General features: G+C 70.9%; 17 protein-coding genes and 1 pseudogene. 9 read left to right on the top strand and 9 right to left on the bottom strand.

All coding sequences use genetic code 11. The features are described 5' to 3' along the window. Positions 1-27: 27 nt before the first annotated feature. Positions 28-456 carry an SDR family NAD(P)-dependent oxidoreductase gene (locus BJ999_RS41430; protein WP_229810355.1) on the bottom strand — a complete coding sequence of 143 codons (429 nt, stop codon included), beginning with the start codon at positions 454-456 and terminating at the stop codon, positions 28-30. Positions 457-597: 141 nt separating this feature from the next. Between BJ999_RS41430 and BJ999_RS25620 the strand changes: the two genes are divergently transcribed. Beyond that, positions 598-1,170 (top strand): TetR/AcrR family transcriptional regulator, encoded by a 573-nt coding sequence (locus BJ999_RS25620; RefSeq protein WP_179835650.1) that lies wholly within the window; start codon positions 598-600, stop codon positions 1,168-1,170. Between the two features lie 305 nt (positions 1,171-1,475). Here BJ999_RS25620 and BJ999_RS25615 read toward each other — a convergent pair whose 3' ends face one another. After that, positions 1,476-2,447: a helix-turn-helix transcriptional regulator gene (locus BJ999_RS25615; protein WP_179835649.1), complete on the bottom strand. Its 972-nt coding sequence runs from the start codon at positions 2,445-2,447 to the stop codon at positions 1,476-1,478. A gap of 59 nt (positions 2,448-2,506) precedes the next feature. Here BJ999_RS25615 and BJ999_RS25610 point away from each other — a divergent pair, with 59 nt between their 5' ends. Further along, on the top strand, positions 2,507-3,988 hold the full coding sequence (locus BJ999_RS25610; RefSeq protein ID WP_179835648.1) for an MFS transporter: 1,482 nt from the start codon (positions 2,507-2,509) through the stop codon (positions 3,986-3,988). Positions 3,989-4,713: 725 nt separating this feature from the next. On the opposite strand, the gene BJ999_RS25605 is transcribed toward BJ999_RS25610, so the two are convergent. Then, complete coding sequence (locus BJ999_RS25605) at positions 4,714-5,187, bottom strand: DUF6194 family protein (protein WP_179835647.1); 474 nt, start codon at positions 5,185-5,187, stop codon at positions 4,714-4,716. 63 nt (positions 5,188-5,250) lie between these two features. On the opposite strand from BJ999_RS25605, the gene BJ999_RS25600 reads away from it, so the two are divergent. Then, positions 5,251-6,072, top strand: coding sequence for a MerR family transcriptional regulator (locus BJ999_RS25600; protein WP_229810356.1), 822 nt, complete (start codon positions 5,251-5,253; stop codon positions 6,070-6,072). Here the strand turns inward: BJ999_RS25600 and BJ999_RS25595 are convergent. After that, positions 6,044-6,550 carry a winged helix-turn-helix transcriptional regulator gene (locus BJ999_RS25595; RefSeq protein ID WP_179835646.1) on the bottom strand — a complete coding sequence of 169 codons (507 nt, stop codon included), beginning with the start codon at positions 6,548-6,550 and terminating at the stop codon, positions 6,044-6,046. The two genes, BJ999_RS25600 and BJ999_RS25595, sit on opposite strands and share 29 nt — an antisense overlap. Before the next feature lie 70 nt (positions 6,551-6,620). Between BJ999_RS25595 and BJ999_RS25590 the strand changes: the two genes are divergently transcribed. Further along, positions 6,621-7,394, top strand: coding sequence for a methyltransferase domain-containing protein (locus BJ999_RS25590; protein ID WP_179835645.1), 774 nt, complete (start codon positions 6,621-6,623; stop codon positions 7,392-7,394). On the opposite strand, the gene BJ999_RS42365 is transcribed toward BJ999_RS25590, so the two are convergent. Then, positions 7,391-7,519 carry a hypothetical protein gene (locus tag BJ999_RS42365; RefSeq protein WP_244984432.1) on the bottom strand — a complete coding sequence of 43 codons (129 nt, stop codon included), beginning with the start codon at positions 7,517-7,519 and terminating at the stop codon, positions 7,391-7,393. The two genes, BJ999_RS25590 and BJ999_RS42365, sit on opposite strands and share 4 nt — an antisense overlap. Positions 7,520-7,542: 23 nt before the next feature. Between BJ999_RS42365 and BJ999_RS42360 the strand changes: the two genes are divergently transcribed. Both BJ999_RS42360 and BJ999_RS25580 read left to right on the top strand, forming a co-directional pair. Next, positions 7,543-7,737, top strand: coding sequence for a hypothetical protein (locus BJ999_RS42360; RefSeq protein ID WP_229810357.1), 195 nt, complete (start codon positions 7,543-7,545; stop codon positions 7,735-7,737). A gap of 133 nt (positions 7,738-7,870) precedes the next feature. Continuing rightward, the gene (locus BJ999_RS25580; protein ID WP_179835644.1) at positions 7,871-9,382 is read left to right on the top strand and encodes an MFS transporter; all 1,512 of its coding nucleotides are present in this window, start codon (positions 7,871-7,873) and stop codon (positions 9,380-9,382) included. Between the two features lie 226 nt (positions 9,383-9,608). On the opposite strand, the gene BJ999_RS25575 is transcribed toward BJ999_RS25580, so the two are convergent. Continuing rightward, on the bottom strand, positions 9,609-9,884 hold the full coding sequence (locus BJ999_RS25575; RefSeq protein ID WP_179838809.1) for a MerR family transcriptional regulator: 276 nt from the start codon (positions 9,882-9,884) through the stop codon (positions 9,609-9,611). An 853-nt stretch (positions 9,885-10,737) separates the two neighbouring features. Continuing rightward, entirely contained in the window at positions 10,738-12,123 is a 1,386-nt protein-coding gene (locus BJ999_RS25570; protein ID WP_179835643.1) for a pyridoxal phosphate-dependent decarboxylase family protein, read from the bottom strand. 86 nt (positions 12,124-12,209) lie between these two features. On the opposite strand from BJ999_RS25570, the gene BJ999_RS25565 reads away from it, so the two are divergent. Continuing rightward, positions 12,210-13,604 (top strand): aminotransferase-like domain-containing protein, encoded by a 1,395-nt coding sequence (locus BJ999_RS25565; RefSeq protein ID WP_218935223.1) that lies wholly within the window; start codon positions 12,210-12,212, stop codon positions 13,602-13,604. Between the two features lie 226 nt (positions 13,605-13,830). Here BJ999_RS25565 and BJ999_RS25560 read toward each other — a convergent pair whose 3' ends face one another. Together BJ999_RS25560 and BJ999_RS25555 are read right to left on the bottom strand one after the other, a co-directional pair. Then, complete coding sequence (locus BJ999_RS25560; RefSeq protein ID WP_179835642.1) at positions 13,831-14,565, bottom strand: class I SAM-dependent methyltransferase; 735 nt, start codon at positions 14,563-14,565, stop codon at positions 13,831-13,833. Positions 14,566-14,746: 181 nt separating this feature from the next. Then, positions 14,747-15,715 (bottom strand): NAD-dependent epimerase/dehydratase family protein, encoded by a 969-nt coding sequence (locus BJ999_RS25555; RefSeq protein ID WP_179835641.1) that lies wholly within the window; start codon positions 15,713-15,715, stop codon positions 14,747-14,749. A gap of 73 nt (positions 15,716-15,788) precedes the next feature. Here BJ999_RS25555 and BJ999_RS25550 point away from each other — a divergent pair, with 73 nt between their 5' ends. Together BJ999_RS25550 and BJ999_RS42355 are read left to right on the top strand one after the other, a co-directional pair. Then, the gene (locus BJ999_RS25550; RefSeq protein WP_218935222.1) at positions 15,789-16,235 is read left to right on the top strand and encodes a MarR family winged helix-turn-helix transcriptional regulator; all 447 of its coding nucleotides are present in this window, start codon (positions 15,789-15,791) and stop codon (positions 16,233-16,235) included. Between the two features lie 165 nt (positions 16,236-16,400). Beyond that, positions 16,401-16,583: pseudogene (locus tag BJ999_RS42355) on the top strand (alcohol dehydrogenase catalytic domain-containing protein); the annotation flags it as partial. Positions 16,584-16,620: the final 37 nt, after the last annotated feature.

Below are 16,620 nucleotides of genomic sequence, written 5' to 3'. Positions count from 1 at the left end.
GCGTCCTTCCTCCGACGTCATCAACGCTCAAACCCCACCGACCCCTCCACTGGCCGCACGTCGCCCCCAGCCGAGGGCGGGACCGGTGAGCGGGGGCACCGGTGACCGCAACCGGGCCGCCGAGGCGACCCGGTGCCCCGTCCTCGGACGGCCGGCGGGACGCTTGCCTGGACGGCCGCAGGTGCCAAAGCCGGCGTTGTTGACCAGCAGATCGACGCTCAGACCGCGGGCGGTCAGCTGGTGGGCGATGCGGCGGGCCGCGTCCGGCTCGGCGAGGTCTTGGACCAGCACATGGGCGCGGACGCCGTGCTCGTCGACCAGGCGCTTGGCGAGGGCGGCAAGCCGGTCGCCCGACCGGGCCACCAGGATCACCTCGTGTCCGCGGGCGGCGAGCTGGGTGGCGAACTCCGCGCCGAGGCCGGACGACGCTCCCGTGATCAGGGCAGTGCTGCGCACGTGGTGCTCCTTCAGTCGTGGGTAACTCGGACGGAAGAGTAACAGAAACCCGATTACCTGCAACAGTTATGTTGCAGGTATCGGCAACCCTGTGGCCAGGATGTATTGTGTTTGTGGGTAAGCGGCCTAATGGGAGGCGCGATGGAGGAGACAGCGGCCCGATCGTTGCGGGCGGACGCGGAGCGGAGTGTGCGCGCGATCCTGGAGGCGGCCGAGCAGGTGCTCGCCAAGGAGCCCGGCGCGTCCATGGAGCAGATCGCCGCGGCCGCGGGAGTGGCCCGGACGACGGTCCACCGGCGGTTCGCCAATCGCCAGGCGCTGATCGAGGCACTGGCCTCGTCCGCAGCCCGCCAACTCGCTCAGGCGGTGGCCGACGGCAGGCCGGACACCGCCCCGCCGCTGGTGGCGATGCACCGGATCACAGCCAACGTCCTCCAGGTCAAGAGCGCCTGGGCGTTCGCCTTGGAACTGCCCGCAGACCCGGGCAGCGAGGCCGCCGCCATCCAGCAGGACATCGCCCGCCGCTGCACCACCGTGCTGAAGCGGGCCCAAGACGACAAGCTCATCGACCAAGCGGCCGACCTCGACTGGGTGCGCCGCGTCTACTACGCCCTCATCGGGGAATCCCTGCATGGCCCGGACAACGCCGACCCCGACACCCTCGCCGCCCGCATCATCGACACCCTGCTGCACGGCACCGGCCCACGCCCCTGAAAGGGCCTTGAATGGGGTGTGTCGATCCAACGGCTGATCTTGGTTGCTAGTGGGTCAGGGGGTGGCTGGGGTGAGGCGGCCCTCGAAGGCGATCTAGAAAGCGTTCAAGGGTGTCCTCCAGCGCATGGTCTCTCGGTCAGTCCCCGCACATCCGGCGTCCACCCGTCCGCCGGATCGCTTCACCCGGCCGGCTCCGAACACCGCGCCTTGATCACGACCTGACCCATCTCATCCCTGTCGTCCGTGCTACGGGGGAACCTCGATCACGAGCGAGGGAGGGCGATGTTCGACACATCCCAGTGAACTCACATGGCGCGCCTGAGTCCTTCGTCGATGCGGGTGCGCAAGGAACGCAGCGCCTGCCTCAGTTCTGCCGGTTCGATGTCGGTGAGGTCAGCGTCGAAAGTCAGGAGCAGTCCTGCCAATCCTGCCCATGACCACGCGCCCAGCGTGAGTCGGCAGTTGGAGTCGGTTTCGTGCTCGACCGTCGATCCGCCGGGGGCGAACCGGGCGACGACGGGGGCCGGTAGCGCGACGAGCGCCGACCCGCGGCATGGCCATTCGGCTGGGGTGTCGCCGCGGTCGTGCGTGCTCATGACGAATGCGACCGGGTCGCCGTGCGGGACGTCGCGGCGTTCGAAGGTCCTGCCCGTCGGCATGCGTGGTTCGAGGCGGTCGATTCGCATCACGCGCCATCGGCTCGCGTCCGGTTCGAACGCGACGAGGTACCACCGTGCCGCCCACACGACGAGGTCGTGCGGTTCCAGCGTGAGCGTCGTCGGTTCGTCATCGCCGGTGTAGTCCACGCACACCATGTGCCGTCGGTTGATCGCGCGACCGATGACGCGGATGATCTCGGCGTCGATGGGTGCGGCGGGGAACTCCCAGTAGTTGCGCGCCGCGGAGACGGTGAATGCTTCGGCGTGGATACGGCTGCGGGCGGGCATCGCCTGCTGCAGCGTGGCGAGGGCTCGGGCCGAGTTCTCGCGGATGCCGGACAGGATCGTGGGGACGGTCTGGAGCGCGACGGCCGCCGCGACGGCCTGGTCTTCGTCGAAGACGACCGGTGGCAACCGGGTGGCGCGGCCAAGCCGGTAGCCTCCGCCCGCTCCGCGCACGGCCTCGATCTCGTACCCGAGTTCTCTGAGCGTGTCGATGTCGCGTCGCACGGTCCGCACAGACGTCCCGAGCCTGGTGGCGAGCTCGTCGGCGGTCAGGGTCGCGCCGATCCCGAAGATCGACAGCAGCTTGAGCGCCCGCGCGGAGGTGGCGGCCACCGATCCTCCCCACCTAAAGCGGTCACTCGATGGCAACTATAGCGGTCATCGTGGCCGGCATGACCGCTCCACACAACCCTCCAAAGGGCGCACATGCACCCGCCGTCTCCTCAGCGCTCGTCTCCGGCGCCGGCGCGAGCGCGGCACTCCTGGTGGTGCTCTTCGGCTCCTTCATGGACCTTCTCGACGCGACGATCGTCACCGTCGCGGCCCCGGCGATAGCCCAGGACCTGGGGGCCGGCGACGCCCAACTCCAGTGGACGATCGCCGCCTACGTCCTGGCCCTGGGGGCGGGCCTGATCACCGGCGGACGGCTCGGCGACCAGTACGGCCGCAAACGCCTGTTCATGATCGGGCTGGCCGGCTTCATGCTCACCTCCGCATTTTGCGCGCTGGCCACCGATCCGGGAATGCTCATCGGCATGCGCGCCGCGCAGGGACTGACTGCGGGGATCATGGTCCCGCAGGTGTTCGGGATCATCCGGGCGTCGTTCGCTCCGGGCGAGCGCACCAAGGCGTTCGGCGCCTACGGGGCGGTCCAGGGACTCGCGTCGGTCGCCGGCCCACTGCTGGGCGGGCTGCTCGTTGACCGCGACCTGTTCGACCTGGGATGGCGCACAATCTTCTGGATCAACGTGCCCGTATCGATCCTGGCGCTCGTCATCGGCGCGAAGGTTCTGCCGGAGTCCCGCTCCACCTCGACCGCACGCCTGGACCTCCTGGGCGCGCTGCTCGCGGCCTCGGGCATCCTGCTCCTCCTCCTGCCGATCATCCAGACCGAGACCTGGGGATGGACCTGGACCAGCTACGCACTCCTCGCCGCCGGAATCATCGTGCTGGGGATCTTCCTCGCCTACGAGCGCCGCCTCACCGGACACGGGAACGAACCCGTCTTCGATCCGGCTCTGCTCCGAATCCGCGCCTTCGCGATCGGCCTGAGCACGTCCGTGCTCTTCTTCGGCGGCATCGGATCGTTCTTCCTCACCCTGTCGATCTACCTCCAAAACGGCACCGGCCGCACCGCGTGGGAGACCGGCCTGGTGATCCTGCCCTACGCGCTCGGCTCGATCACCACCTCAGGACTCGGCGTCGCGCTCGCCGCCAGGGCCGGGAGAGCCCTGCTGATCACCGGCTCGCTCACCATCGCAGCATCCCAGCTCGTCCTGTGGGCGATCATCAGAAACGGCGATGATCCCGGATACTGGCCCCTCGCCCTCGCCCTTTTCATCGGCGGCCTCGGACTCGGTCTTGCCGCCCCCATCCTCGTCAACGTCGTCCTCGCCGGCATCCCCGGACGCAACGCCGGCGCCGCGGGCGGCGTGCTCTCCACCGTCAACCAGATCGGCGGCGCCATCGGCATCGCCGTCCTCGGCACCGTCTTCTTCACCGCCGTCACCGAATCGACAACCGGAACACCGGGACCGGCCGACCACGCTCACGCGCTCAGCATCGTCCTCATCATCTCTGCGGCGCTCTACGTCGTGGCGGCACTCGTGATGCTCGCACTCCCGACGACCGCGGCCGAGCACGTCGACCAGTGAACCCGCGGGAGGGAGAACCGCACCGCTCGGCTTGCCTTAAGAGCCGGTGACCGCTCGCGGCCAGGTCCGGTCGGCCCCGGAGGCCCGGAAGAACCCTCGGTGTGAATCGCTCGCGAAGTGTCGAAGGAGAACGATGGACGTCTTGGATCTCTCGCTGAACGCTCAGGCGGACCGGCGACGTTCGATCCCGGGCTGTTGCCGCGGCGGCGCGGACCGCCTCTTTGCGTGGGTTCCCGCCCATCTGCCCAATGTCGTGTTGTTCGTCGGCGCGCGGTGGATCGCGCAGGGCATCTCGAGCATGGAGCCGGGCGGGCGGCCCGGCACCCGCCGCCCTGCCCTTGCCGGCGGGGAACGCTCTGGTGGCTGGCGAGTGCGTGGCGATCCTGCGGTGGGCGACCGCGCCTCCGGGGCGGGCCCCCGCTGTACGCGTCGGAACTCGCCTGCGCGGCGGCCGTCGGCGCGGGTCTGTGCTGACTGGCCGTCCTCCTGCTGATCTCCGGGTCGCGACGGGCTCGGCCCGAGCCTGGGCGCGGCTCCAACGGCCATCGCGGTCACCGCGGCCGCGCTGTGGACGCTGGACCTGTCCGGCTGGAAAGAACCCGCGACCGCCGCGACCGAGTACGCGGTGCGCCCGCTGGCTGGCCGACCGTCGGCCCGTTCCTTCCCCTCCCAAGCCTGCCGATGGCCGTTGACGGGCGTTCACGGGCGGGCTCGGAGCAGATCGGCTACCGGGCGGCGTCCGCGCGCCGCTCATAGCGCGAGCGTGCGAGGCGGTAAGCCGTGCTCAGCAGATCCCGGACCGCCGCTTCGGTCCGCGGGCCGGGGTTCACCACCGCGAGCCAGCCGATCGTCCCGTAGACGGGGTGGGCGATCACGGTGTCGGCGGCGCTGGGGTCGGCCTTCGCGGTGGCCGCTTCGCGTGGTTCGTGCCCGGTCCACCGGATGAACGTCTCCTTGCCCGGGGAGACGTTCACGCGGAAGGCTTCCGGCCGGTCCAGGCGCGATGCCTCGTCGCCGGGGTAGTTCTTGGTCACGATCGTCGCGAACGGCTGGGTCGTCGCCGGGACGACGCCGTCGGGCGAGTAGTAGAAGAACGTGTCGCCCCAGCTGATCTCCGGTGAGCCGTCGCCGGGGGCGGGCCTGAAGGTGAGGACGCCGTCGAGGCCGTCCACGAAGCCGATGATCTCGTCCATGGTCATGTGCTCCAGCGTTCCATTCAAGTGCTTGTGGAGACTTCTGGCCGATGCTGCGAGGATGCCGGGGTGTCAGGTCTCAAATCGCGCGGATTGCGGACCATCGACGTCGCGCGGCGTACCGGATACTCCGTTCAGCAGGTGCGCAATCTAGAGCGCGACGGCGTCCTGCCGCCGGCGGTGCGGACGGCCACGGGGTACCGGGTCTACGGGGAGCCGCACGTGCAGTCCGCGCTCGCCTACCGCGCCCTCGCGGCGGGCGCCGGCCCGGTCGAGGCCAAGAAGATCGTCCGGGCCGCCCACCGGTTCCCCGCCCCGGACGTCCTGGTCCTTCTCGACGCGGCGCATGCCGGGCTCGACGCGGAGCGGACGAGGCTGCGGCAGGCCAGGGAGGCGGCCCAGGCGATCTCCGACGAGCCGGTCGGGGACGTGAGAGCCTCGGACGCGATGAGCGTCTCCGAACTCGCCGCCGCCCTCGGCGTGCGCCCTTCGACGCTGCGGCACTGGGATGCGGAGGACCTCGTCGTCCCCGACCGCGGCCCCGTCCGAGGAGCGCGGCGATACACACCGGCCCAGGTGCGCGACGCGCGGGTCGTGCACCAGCTGCGCCAGGCCGGTCACCGCATCGCGTCCCTCCGCGCGCTGATGCCGGAACTGCGAGCCGCCCGCGGAACGGAGGACGTCGCCTCCGCGCTGGACGCCAGAGACGCCGGTCTCGCGGCTCGTTCCAAAGCCCTCCTCGACGGCGCCGCCGCCCTCAGCGCGGTCCTCTCCACGGTCACCTCCGCGACCAACGACGCCGCCGAGGCGACCCGGACGGCGGCGCAACTCGGCGGCTCCGGCGGTGGGGGCGGTGCGGGGGTCAGGCCGGGGCTTCGCGGGACGCGATGAGGGGGCCGATCACACGGGTGCCAGGGCCGGCGCGGCCACCGGGGCCGGGGAGCTGAGTGGTGTTGTCGGCGGTGAGCTCGCGGCCGCAGTGGCCGCAGGCCATGACGGTCTCAGTGTCGTGGCCGCACTCCAGGTGGCGGATGCGGACGGGCGGGCCGGACTGCCCGTACCAGCGGTCACCCCAGCGCATGAGGGCGAGAAGGACCGGGTAGAGGTCCTTGCCCTTCTCCGTCGCCAGGTAATGCTCGCGAGGCGGATGGTCCTGGTAGCGCTCACGGACCAGCACGCCCTCCTCCACCAGCCGAGAGAGCCGGGCGGCCAGGATCTTGCGCGAGACGCCGAGGTCGCGGGCCAGGTCGTCGAAGCGGGTCACGCCCACCAGGACGTCGCGCATGATGAGGGCCGTCCACGCGTCCGCGAAGAGGTCGGTGGCGCGTGCGATCGAGCACGCGACGTCGGTGAGCGAGGTCCTGGTCACCCCCCGAGCCTACCCAAGTTCCCTTAGGGGACTAGAGTGAGTTCCCTCAGGGAACTCAATGGAGGGTGGCATGGGACCGATCATCGAACTGGACTCGGGCGCTGCCGGCGCCATCGACGGGCGCCACATCCGGGCCCTCACGTTCCAGGACGTGCGGCTGGAGTACGTGGGCTCGGTCCTGCGCCGCCTCGGGATCGCACCGGCCGGGCGGTCCGCCCTGGTCGTCGGCAGCGGGCGCGGGCTGCTCGCCCGGGGGCTGGCCGGCCTCGGCCTGGAAGTGGTCGCGCTGGACCCCTCGCCCGAGGCGACCGCAATGGCGGTGGAGGCGGCCGCCGGGGAGGGCGTCGAGTACCTGACCGCGCCGGCGGAGGATCCCGGTCTGGCCGGCCGGTCCTTCGACGTCGTCTTCCATGCCGACACCTTCGAGATCACCGGCGCCCTCGACCGGGTCGTCGCGCACGCCGCCCGGCTGCTGCGCCCGGGCGGCGTCCTGTTCTACGACACCGTCAACCGCACGCCGGTCTCACGGCTGATCTACCTCGTGGCCTTCCAGACGCTGCCGCAGACTCGGATCATGCCGCGCGGTCGCTACACCGCCGCCCGCCTGCGGACGCCGGAGGAGGTCGCGGCCGCGCTCGCCGCCCACGGGCTGCGCAACGAGGAGATCTGCTCCTTCAAGCCCGCCAACGTGCTCGACCTGGTCCGGGCCACCGTCGCCCGCCGGAAGGGAAAGATCGACGACAAAGCGATCCCGAGTGTGACGCGCTTCGTGCTCGAACCGGAGGGCAGGCCGATCGTCACCTATCTCGGCCACGCCCGGGCCCACCCGAGTGCGAACAGCTAGCGGGCCCGGCTCGGGCCATCTCCGCAGACCACGGCGATGACCACGGGCGCGCCGGCGAACAGGACCGCCGACCCGGCGGTGCCGATGGCGAGTCCGGCCGCCTCCCGCGGGTCCCGGCCTTCCAGGAGGTGCTGCCGGTAGCGGGAGCATGGACAGCGAGTCGATGCCGACGGCGAGGCCCAGCATCAGCGCCAGGACGGGGGTGGCGTCGTTGAGGCTGAACACGCCGGTCAGCGCGTACGGCCCGGCCATCCCGGCTAAGTACAGCAGGGTCGCCATGAGCAGGCACGCCATCGTCGTCGACCCGGCCGAACTCGCCTCGATCCCTCTGCGCCCCGCCTGAGCCGGAGTTCGAACCCTCCCTGCCGCGGGGAGGGTTCGAAGGCAGGTTGAAAGTTCGTCGGCCGCCGGCCCTGCTGGACGAGCCGCGGGCGGCGAGAAGTCTCCGGAACGACTTCAACGAAACGCTGGAAGTCATGGATATCGGAGACAAGAGACCGCAGGCGCCCGGCGACGGGCAAGAGGAAGCGTGGGGACGGCGGTGGTGGACGCTGGCGGTGGTGAGCGCGGCGCAGCTGCTGGTGGTCCTGGACGGGACGATCGTGAACATCGCGCTGCCGTCGGCACAGCGGGCCCTCGGGATGTCGGACGGGAACCGGACATGGGCGATCACCGCCTACGCGCTCGCCTTCGGGGGACTGCTGCTGATCGGCGGCAGGATCAGCGGTGCGGTCGGCCACCGGCGCACGTTCCTGATCGGGCTGACCGGCTTCGCGGCGTCGTCCGCGCTGGGCGGCGCGGCGGTGGGCGCGCCGATGCTGTTCGGGGCGCGGGCGCTGCAGGGATGCTTCGCCGCCGTGCTCGCGCCCGCCGGGCTGTCGCTGCTGGCGACCACCTTCACCCGGGCACGCGAACGCGGCCGGGCGTTCGGGGTGTTCGCCGCGGTCGGCGCGGCGGGCTCGGCGATCGGCCTGATCGCCGGGGGCCTGCTGACCGAGTACACCGGCTGGCGCTGGTGCCTGTACATCAACGTGCCCGTCGCGCTGCTCGCCGCGCTCGGCGTGACGTTCGTCCCGGCGGATCGGCCGATCGCCGACCGGGGGCGGCTGGACGTCCCGGGCGCGCTGCTCAGCCTCGCCGGATTCGCCGCGGTGGTGTACGGGTTCAACCGGGCCGAATCACTGGGGTGGGGCTCGGCCGAGGTACAGGCACTGCTGGCAGGCGGGACGGTGCTGCTGGCCGCGTTCGTCGCCGTCGAGGTCCGGGCGGTCCACCCGCTGCTGCCGGCGCGGATCCTGCTGCACCGCGCCAGAGGCGGCGCGTTCCTCGCCATCACCCTGATGTTCGTGGCGATGTTCGGCTTCTACCTGTTCATGAGCTACTACACCCAGACGGTGCTGGGCTACTCGCCGGTCCAGGCCGGCCTGACACTGATCATCAACGCGCTGGCCACGCTGGCCGGGTCCGTGCTCATCGCCGGGCGACTGCACGGCCGCGTCCCGCCCGCGGTGCTGATCGTCCCGGGCCTGCTGGCCGCGGCCGCCGGGATGCTGGTCCTCTCCCGCCTGCCGGCGGGAGACACGGACGTCTTCGCCGCCTACCTGCTTCCCGCGCTCGTGCTCACCGGGCTCGGCCTCGGGTGCGTGATGCCCCCCACGGCCGCCCTGGCCACCGAGGGCATGGACGGACATGAGATCGGAGCCGCGTCGGCCGCCTACAACGCCGCCCAGCAGATGGGAGCCGCCCTGGGCACCGCGCTGCTCAACACTCTGGCAGCCAGCGCCGCCGCGGCCTACCTGGTCTCCCGTCCGCACTCCCGGCCGGAGGCGGCCGCGGTGCACGGCTACACCACCGCCCTGACGGCCGCGTCGGCCCTTCTGCTGGCCGCCGCGTGCCTGACCTTTCCGCTGATCGCCACGCGGCGGGCACGGCAGGGCGGGCCGCGGCAGGAAGAACCCGCACCGCCCGTCTCCTCCAGCCCGCGCTGAGGAGGAACGGCCATGCTCAACGGCCCGCCCGGTCCAGACATCTGGCACGGGCGGGCCGCCGGGTAGTCCCGAGGGGAGCAAGGAGCCAGCGGGTGGGGCACGGCGCCGGGTCGAAACCGGACCCGTGGGCGGTCACCGTCGCGATGACCTCGTCGCCCGCCGGCGACAGGTAGATGTCCACGGCGGGCGCCGGGGGGCTTCGATCCTGGCGTTGGTCATGGGCGGATCAGTGTCGTTCGGGGTCGGCGTTGATGCGCTGCTGGAGCTGGGCGTTGATGCGCTGGGCTTCGGCGAGCTGGTCTTCCAAGATGATGATGCGGCAGGCCGCGTCCAGTGCGGTGCCCTGGTCGACCAGGTCGCGGGCGCGTTGGGCCAGGCGCAGTTGGTAGCGGGAATAGCGGCGGTGGCCGCCGGGCGAGCGTTGCGGAGCGAAGAGTTTGGCGGCGTCCAGGCTGCGCAGGAACCCGGGGGTGACGCCGAGGATCTCGGCGGCCCGGCCCATGCTGTAAGCCGGATAGTCCTCATCGTCCAGCTTGCTGTCGAGCCCGGTGCCGAGATCGTCTCGCACCGGGCCGGGCTGGGCGGAACGCGGGTCGTGGTGCGCTGGGTGGGTGCCGGATCGAACCGGCTGAGGTGCTCTCACAAAGCCTTCCGTACTGTCGCTGGGGTGTAGGTGCAGGATGCGCTCAGGGAAAACGACGGGCCCCGGCGCCAAAGGGCGGCGCCGGGGCCATGAGGTACAACACCATCTATCCGGCGCTGTGGCCGGTCCTTGTCCACGCCGACCGCCAGAGGCGGGGGCGCGGGGATCGCGGATGCGTGACCGTAGACCACCGTCCAATCTGTGGGGCTGCGGTACCCGCGCGACGTGACTGGAGCCGCTGGCGGGCGATCCCGATGGTGCCGAGACCCTCCTTCCGTGTCTTCCCTACCTGCACTACTTGTGTTGTTGACACTTGCGTCCGTACTGCCGGCGGCCCGTTGGCCGCCTCCTGCGAGGCCGGCTGCCGGAGTCCCTTCCACTGCTGTGACCCCGGCACGCCCGGCCCGCGTCATCCATCTGTACGGGCAGTTCATCCTCTGCCGCGTCTGCTGGACTTGTTCCTCGTCGATGACAGGAACAGTACCCCAACCCGCCGCGAAAATCTATCTCGTCTGGCAGAGATTTTCGGAGGTCGGCTGATGCGATTGTCTGCCGGGCGGACATGCGCCAGGGGACCGCGTGCAGCGGCGCTGGCGCTGAGACTGACCGGGCCCCGCGTCGGAGCCCGCCGCCCTGTGCTTCTCACCTGCACGGACGTGAATTTCGGCAGGCACAGTGATGCGGGGCCGGCTCGGCCCGTCGTGCGCGGCTCCTATGACGGACTGTCGAGGCAGCGCTTCAGGGCCTCGGTGATCCGGTCGACGTCGGTTCGGGTGGTGCGCCAATTGCTGAAGGCGGCTCGAAGTGCGGGGACCCCCGCGTAGGTGGTCGGGGTGAGGAAGGCCTCCTTCGCCAGTTCAGCGGCGAGATCGGCGAGTCGCTCGGCGGTGGGGTCCGCGGCCAGGGTGAAGCAGACGACGTTCAGGCGAACCGGTGCCAGCAGGCGCAGTCCGGGGATCGTCTTGATCGCCTCGCCCAGGGCGCGTGCGCAGGTGATGTTCTGCTGGACGATCTCGCGGTGCCCGTCCCGTCCGTAGGCGCGCAGTGTGAACCAGGCGGCGAGGGCGCGCAGGCGCCGAGAATTCTCCGGCGTGAGGTGGACGTGGTCGGGCGTGTCGCCGAGCGGACCGAGATAGGCGGCGGCGTTCTGGAACACCCGCACCTGGAGATCCGGGCGGCGGGTGAACTGCACGGCGCTGTCATAGGGGACGTTCAGCCATTTGTGAAGGTCGATGCAGATGGAGTCGGCGGCGTCGAGTCCGGCGACCAGGGCCGCGTGGTCCGGCGACAGCGCCGCGAAGCCTCCGAAGGCGGCGTCGACGTGCAGCCAGAAGTCGTGGCGCTCCCGCAACGCGGTGATGGCGCGGAGATCGTCGAAGTCCACGGTGTTGACCGTGCCCGCGTTGGCGACCACGACGCAGGGGCCGTCCACCTGCGTCAATGCCTGCTCCAAGGCGACGAGGTCGACCGCCTCTCGGCCCTGGACGACCGGCACGGGGATCAGCGCGCTGCGGCCCAGGCCGAGCATGGACAGGCCCTTGGCGATGCTCGAGTGCGGGCTGCCGGACAGGACGGTGACTCGCCCCAATGCCGACGCGCCCTCTTCTGCCACGCTGACGCCCGCGCGATCGCCGAGCCACTCGCGGGCGATGGCCAGGCCCACCGTGTTGGACATGGTCGCACCGCTGACGAACGTCCCCTGATGTGCGGCGCCGAGGCCGAACAGGTCGCGCAGCCAGTCGATCGTCCGGCGTTCGAGTTCGGGTGCCGCGCCATCGAGCGCCGAGGCGGGGTTCTGGTCGGCGGCCGCGGTCAACCAGTCGCCCGCCAAGGCGGCCGGCGTGACGCCACCGGTGACGAAGCCCAGGTAGCGGGGACCCGGGCTCGCCGAGAACAGTGGGGCCCACGTGCGGGTGAACTCCGCAAGCGCCCCTGTCAGCCCGGCTCCCTCCTCAGGGAGCGGTTCCGGGGCGGGCAAGCGCAGCGGCGGGACGACCGGCTGCTCGTCAAGACGACCGAGTATCTCGGTCGCCTGCAGGCGAGTCGCCTCCAGCAGTGCCGGCAGTTCTGCGAGATCGGCGGCGAGGCGTGGATGCATGGGAGGGCTCCGATTTCCGTGGTTCCAGGTGGACGGTATCCGGAGCAGGGCGCAGAATACTGGTCCAATACCGGCAAACTGGACTAGTGCACATCACGGACAACCAGTTGGCCGCCGCGCTGGGCGCATGGCGCAGACCGGATGCCGGCCTGGCGCGAGCGCTGGCCGACGCGGTCGGCGACGCGACTCTGGACGGACGGTTGCGGGTCGGCTCCCGGCTGCCCGCCGAACGGCGTGCCGCCGCGGCACTCGGCGTCAGCCGCGGCACGGTGATCGCGGCGCTGGGCATCCTGCGTGACGAGGGACGGGTCGACACCCGCCGCGGCAGCGCGAGCACGTTGCGGCTTCCGCCGGAGGCCACGGCGCGCATCGCGCCGTCCTCGGCCCTTGGCGAGGACGGCGCCATCGACCTCCGCAGGGCGGTTCCGGCGGCACCGCACGCGCTCTATCAGCGGGCCGTGCTGAGAGCGGCCGAGCGTTCCGGACCGGTCCTGGCCGAAAGCGGGGAGACCGGTCCGGGGCTACCTGAGCTGCGATCACTGATCGCGGACCGCTACACGCGGGAGCGGCTCGCCACGCGTCCCGAACAGATACTGATCACCTCGGGTACGCGCTCGGCTCTGGCGCTGCTGTCGACGCATCTGCGTCCCCGGGCCGTGGCCGTGGAGATCCCCACCTATTTCGATCCGCTGGCCGGCTTCCGGGCCATCGGCACGCGCCTGGTCGGCTGCCGGGTGACCGCGGACGGCTGGGACCTTGACCAGCTCGAAGACGCATTGCGGACCGCCACAGGCGGGATGGCCTACCTCGTCCCCGATTTCCAGAACCCGACCGGCGCGCTCATGCCGAAGGCCGTCCGGCGGACCGTGGCCCGGCTGGCCGAACGGCATCGCGTGACCGTGGTGGTCGATGAGACCATGCGCGACCTCGACCTGCGCGACACCCCCGCACCGGTTCAGCGGATACCCGGCTCCATCCTCATCGGGTCGGCGGCCAAAACGATCTGGGCCGGCCTGCGGGTCGGCTGGATCCGCGGGCCCGCCGCGCTCGTCGGCGTGCTGGCTCGCCATCCCCTGTGCGAACCGCTGTCGGCGGCGCCGACCCAGCAACTGGTCGCCATCGAACTCCTGCGCGACCTGGAACCGCTGCTGCGCGACCGGCGGGCCGTCCTGCGACGGCAGCGCGACCACCTGAGCGGGCTGCTGGCCGGAGACGACCGCTGGCGGTTCACGGTTCCTCCCGGAGGGCTCGCGCTCTGGTTGCGCCTGACCACCATGCGGGCCGATCTCGTCACGACGCGCGCCCGCGCCCACGGACTCGAACTCTCCCCGGGGCCGTCATTCGCGGCCGACGCGACCCACTCCCACCACCTGCGCCTGCCCTACACCCCACCGATCAGCACGCTGGACCGCATCGCCACCGTTCTGGATCTCGCATGCCCCACTATTGGACGAACGTCCGCACGGCCGGCGCGGCGATGAGCGTCCCGGCGACCACTCCCGTGACCGGCCGTCCCCGGTACCCGGTAAGCAGGCGGCCTAGGGCCACGGTGCCGGTGGAAGACGCGACACTGATCGGCCAAGCGGTGGGTGACTCGCCGACGCTGCCAGGAGCCGACGGGGCATCGGCCTTTGCGGAACCGCCACCTTCTTGCACCTCGTCGGACGCCAGGTGACCACGGGGCCTGGATCGTGCCGGTAGGTGTGTTCAGGGGGTGGCCGGTTTGCGGGCGGTGAGCAGGCGGGTCGGGACCCACGGACTGCCCCACCACGCGCGCCAGCCGAGGCCGCGCACGCGGATGTCCTGGGCGTTCAGCCGGGCCAGCACCGCAGCGTACTCGCGGGGGGTCCGCGCCAGGTCGGCGATCAGCAGGCGGCCGCCCGGCCGCAGCACCCGGTACGCCTCGCCGACCGCTTGGGCGCGGGCGTCCGCGCCGAAGATGGTGTGCACCGTCAGGCTGGACACGACCAGGTCGAAGCTAGCCTCCGCGTAGGGGAGTCTGCGCAGGTCACCCCCTTGCACGTGGACGCGGTCGGCGACGCCTTCGGCGCGGGCGTTGCGCAGGGTCGCCGCAGGGGTGTTGCCGGACTGGTCCCGTCCGCGCCACAGGTCCACGCCGACCGCCCGGCCCTGCGGGAGGTGCCGGGCGGCGGCCAACAGGACGGCGCCGCGTCCGCAGCCGAGGTCGAGCAGCCGTTCGTCGCCACGCAGGTCCAGCTCGTCCAGCACGTCTCGCCAGACCAGGAACTTGCCGCGCAGCGTGGCGTGCAGGCTCAGGGCCAGGCATCCCGCCAGCAGGGTGCCGGAGACCAGCGCGGGCAGCGCGGCGGCCAGATCGGCGGTGACCGCCATCACCAGCCCGGTCACCCAGAACCCCAGCACGACCAAGCCCACGAAGCTGAACCCGTAGGGCGCATCCATCCCGTACCGCGCGCCAGACATCCCGCCACTCTGCCACGAACCGGTCGCTCGGGGAGCCGGCTACGACGCACTGGTCCACCGCCGACCAGCTCACCGCCGAGTACCCGACACCGTGGTGACACCGACCCGGTCTTCGCGGTCTTCTGCTGCGATTCGGCGGACCGCTGTGACCATTGCGCACACCACGGCGCCCGGATGGTGCTCAGTGTTCGTTGCCCGCGCGCAGCCAGGCGATGTAGTCGGTGACCGCGCGTTCGGTGTCATATTCGGGCTTGTAGCCGGTGTCGTCTTGGAGCCGGGTGATGTCGAGGTAGTTCTGGCGGGCGTCCCCTCCGGTGGGCAGCTCGACCCGGGCGTCCGGTACCACGTGCTTGATCGCGGCGATGATCTCGGCGTTGGTGGTCGCGCGTCCGGACGCGACGTTGTAGGTGCGGTGGTCGAGCCGGTCCGCGAGCTGGAGGAGCGCGATCGCCCGGGCGGTGTCCTTCACGTAGCACAGGTCGATCGAATCTTCCGCGTGCGCGGGCCCGGCGAGCGTGGACAGGTCCGGCTCGGTTCCGCGGACGGCGGCATGGACGAGCTCGGGAGCCGCGAAGAACAACGCGCCATGGGGGTCTCGCGGACCCCAGGTGCCGGAGATGCGGTAGTTGACGACATCGATGGCGGCGGCGTCGGCCAGGTGAGCGTTGAGCAGCTCACCGATTTTCTTGAAGGTCGGGATCAGGTGGGCTGAGGTCATCGACAGCGGCATGTCCTCACTGAGCGGGCCCTCGCCGGCCCCGAGCGGCCCCTCGGCGGCGAGACCGCCGTAGACACCGATCGTGCTCGCGACGCCCACCCGGTCCACACCCCAGTCCTGGGCCGCCTGCAGGACGTTGAACAGGCCGTCCAGGGCCTTTCGCGCCGCCTCGACGGGCTGCTCGGAATCAGGCGGCCAGGGCATCGAGCCCGCGAGGTGCACGATGCCGGTGATGTCGTGACGCTCGCCGACGTCGAGCAATGCGCTCAGGTCGGTGATGTCGGCCTGTTCCGCCACCGACCGCCCGCCTGCGAGATCCGCCGGAAGCTCGCCCGTCCGGCGCTGGACCAGCACGCAGCTCTCGCCGAGGTCGAGCAGTGCCCGCACGGTGTGGGAGCCGATGAATCCCATACCTCCGGTGACCAGGATCATTGCCCTCACTTCTTCCTGTCGCCTTGCTGATTATCAGTATTACTGACGATCAGGTTATCGATAGAATCCCTCCGTGTCTAGCAGTGATGGGCCGGGCCCCGAGCTGAGCAGGAACCTCGTCTACCTGCTCAAGCATGCGCATCTTCGGATGGCCGAGCTGGCCGCGAACGCGGTGAAGCCGTACGGCATCGACGGGCGCGAACTGGGCATCTTGCTCGCCCTCACGGGCCGTGAACCGGCGTCCCAGCAGCAAGCGGCGCGCCGGCTGGGCATCGACCGCACCACGATGGTCGCGATGCTGGACGCCCTGGAGGGCAAGGGCCTGGTGTCACGTCACCCGCACGCGGAAGACCGCCGCCGCAACGTAGTCGAACTGACCGAGGCCGGCCGCGCCACCCTCCGCCTGGCCATCGACGCAAACGACAAAGCCGAGCGCGAGTTCCTGGAGCCTCTCACCCCGAAGACCGCCGAGCACCTACGAAACTCCTTGCAGAAGCTTGTACTCCCCTCGGACGACTAGACCTCCCAAAGCCTCTTGACCACACCCAAGGGGGATATCGCGGACCAGGCCGGTCGGTAGCCAGCAGTGCCGGGCATGCCTTCTCGGCATCAGGACGGCGGCCTTCCACTCCACCGCTACCCACAGCGGCGCCCATACAGCCCGACGCATCTCACCAACCCGAACCGCGAGCGCGAGATCAACGACGAGTTCCCGTTCCTGCTCGGGCACGAGGTCGCCCGGGGGTTGTGGAGTCGGTGGGCGAGGGTGTGACCGAGGTGGCGCCGGGCGACTTCGTGGTCCTGAACTGGCGTCCGGTGTGCGGGCGCCCGCGCCTGCACGCGCGGGCGCCCGTGGTACTGCTTCGACATCCTGTTCAGCGGCGGACCGGGCGCGACCGGGCGGT

This window comes from Actinomadura citrea, assembly GCF_013409045.1.
Taxonomy (GTDB): domain Bacteria; phylum Actinomycetota; class Actinomycetes; order Streptosporangiales; family Streptosporangiaceae; genus Spirillospora; species Spirillospora citrea.
Note: the sequence above shows the minus strand (reverse complement) of the source record. Positions and strands in the feature narration are given on the sequence as shown.

Excerpts from the sequence above, each read along its gene's own strand:
- BJ999_RS25620 (WP_179835650.1), top strand. The coding sequence starts at position 598 with ATGGAGGAGACAGCGGCCCGATCGTTGCGGGCGGACGCGGAGCGGAGT.
- BJ999_RS25610 (WP_179835648.1), top strand. The coding sequence starts at position 2,507 with ATGACCGCTCCACACAACCCTCCAAAGGGCGCACATGCACCCGCCGTC.
- BJ999_RS25605 (WP_179835647.1), bottom strand. The coding sequence starts at position 5,187 with ATGACCATGGACGAGATCATCGGCTTCGTGGACGGCCTCGACGGCGTC.
- BJ999_RS25590 (WP_179835645.1), top strand. The coding sequence starts at position 6,621 with ATGGGACCGATCATCGAACTGGACTCGGGCGCTGCCGGCGCCATCGAC.
- BJ999_RS42360 (WP_229810357.1), top strand. The coding sequence starts at position 7,543 with ATGGACAGCGAGTCGATGCCGACGGCGAGGCCCAGCATCAGCGCCAGG.
- BJ999_RS25580 (WP_179835644.1), top strand. The coding sequence starts at position 7,871 with ATGGATATCGGAGACAAGAGACCGCAGGCGCCCGGCGACGGGCAAGAG.
- BJ999_RS25575 (WP_179838809.1), bottom strand. The coding sequence starts at position 9,884 with ATGGGCCGGGCCGCCGAGATCCTCGGCGTCACCCCCGGGTTCCTGCGC.
- BJ999_RS25570 (WP_179835643.1), bottom strand. The coding sequence starts at position 12,123 with ATGCATCCACGCCTCGCCGCCGATCTCGCAGAACTGCCGGCACTGCTG.
- BJ999_RS25560 (WP_179835642.1), bottom strand. The coding sequence starts at position 14,565 with ATGTCTGGCGCGCGGTACGGGATGGATGCGCCCTACGGGTTCAGCTTC.
- BJ999_RS25555 (WP_179835641.1), bottom strand. The coding sequence starts at position 15,715 with ATGATCCTGGTCACCGGAGGTATGGGATTCATCGGCTCCCACACCGTG.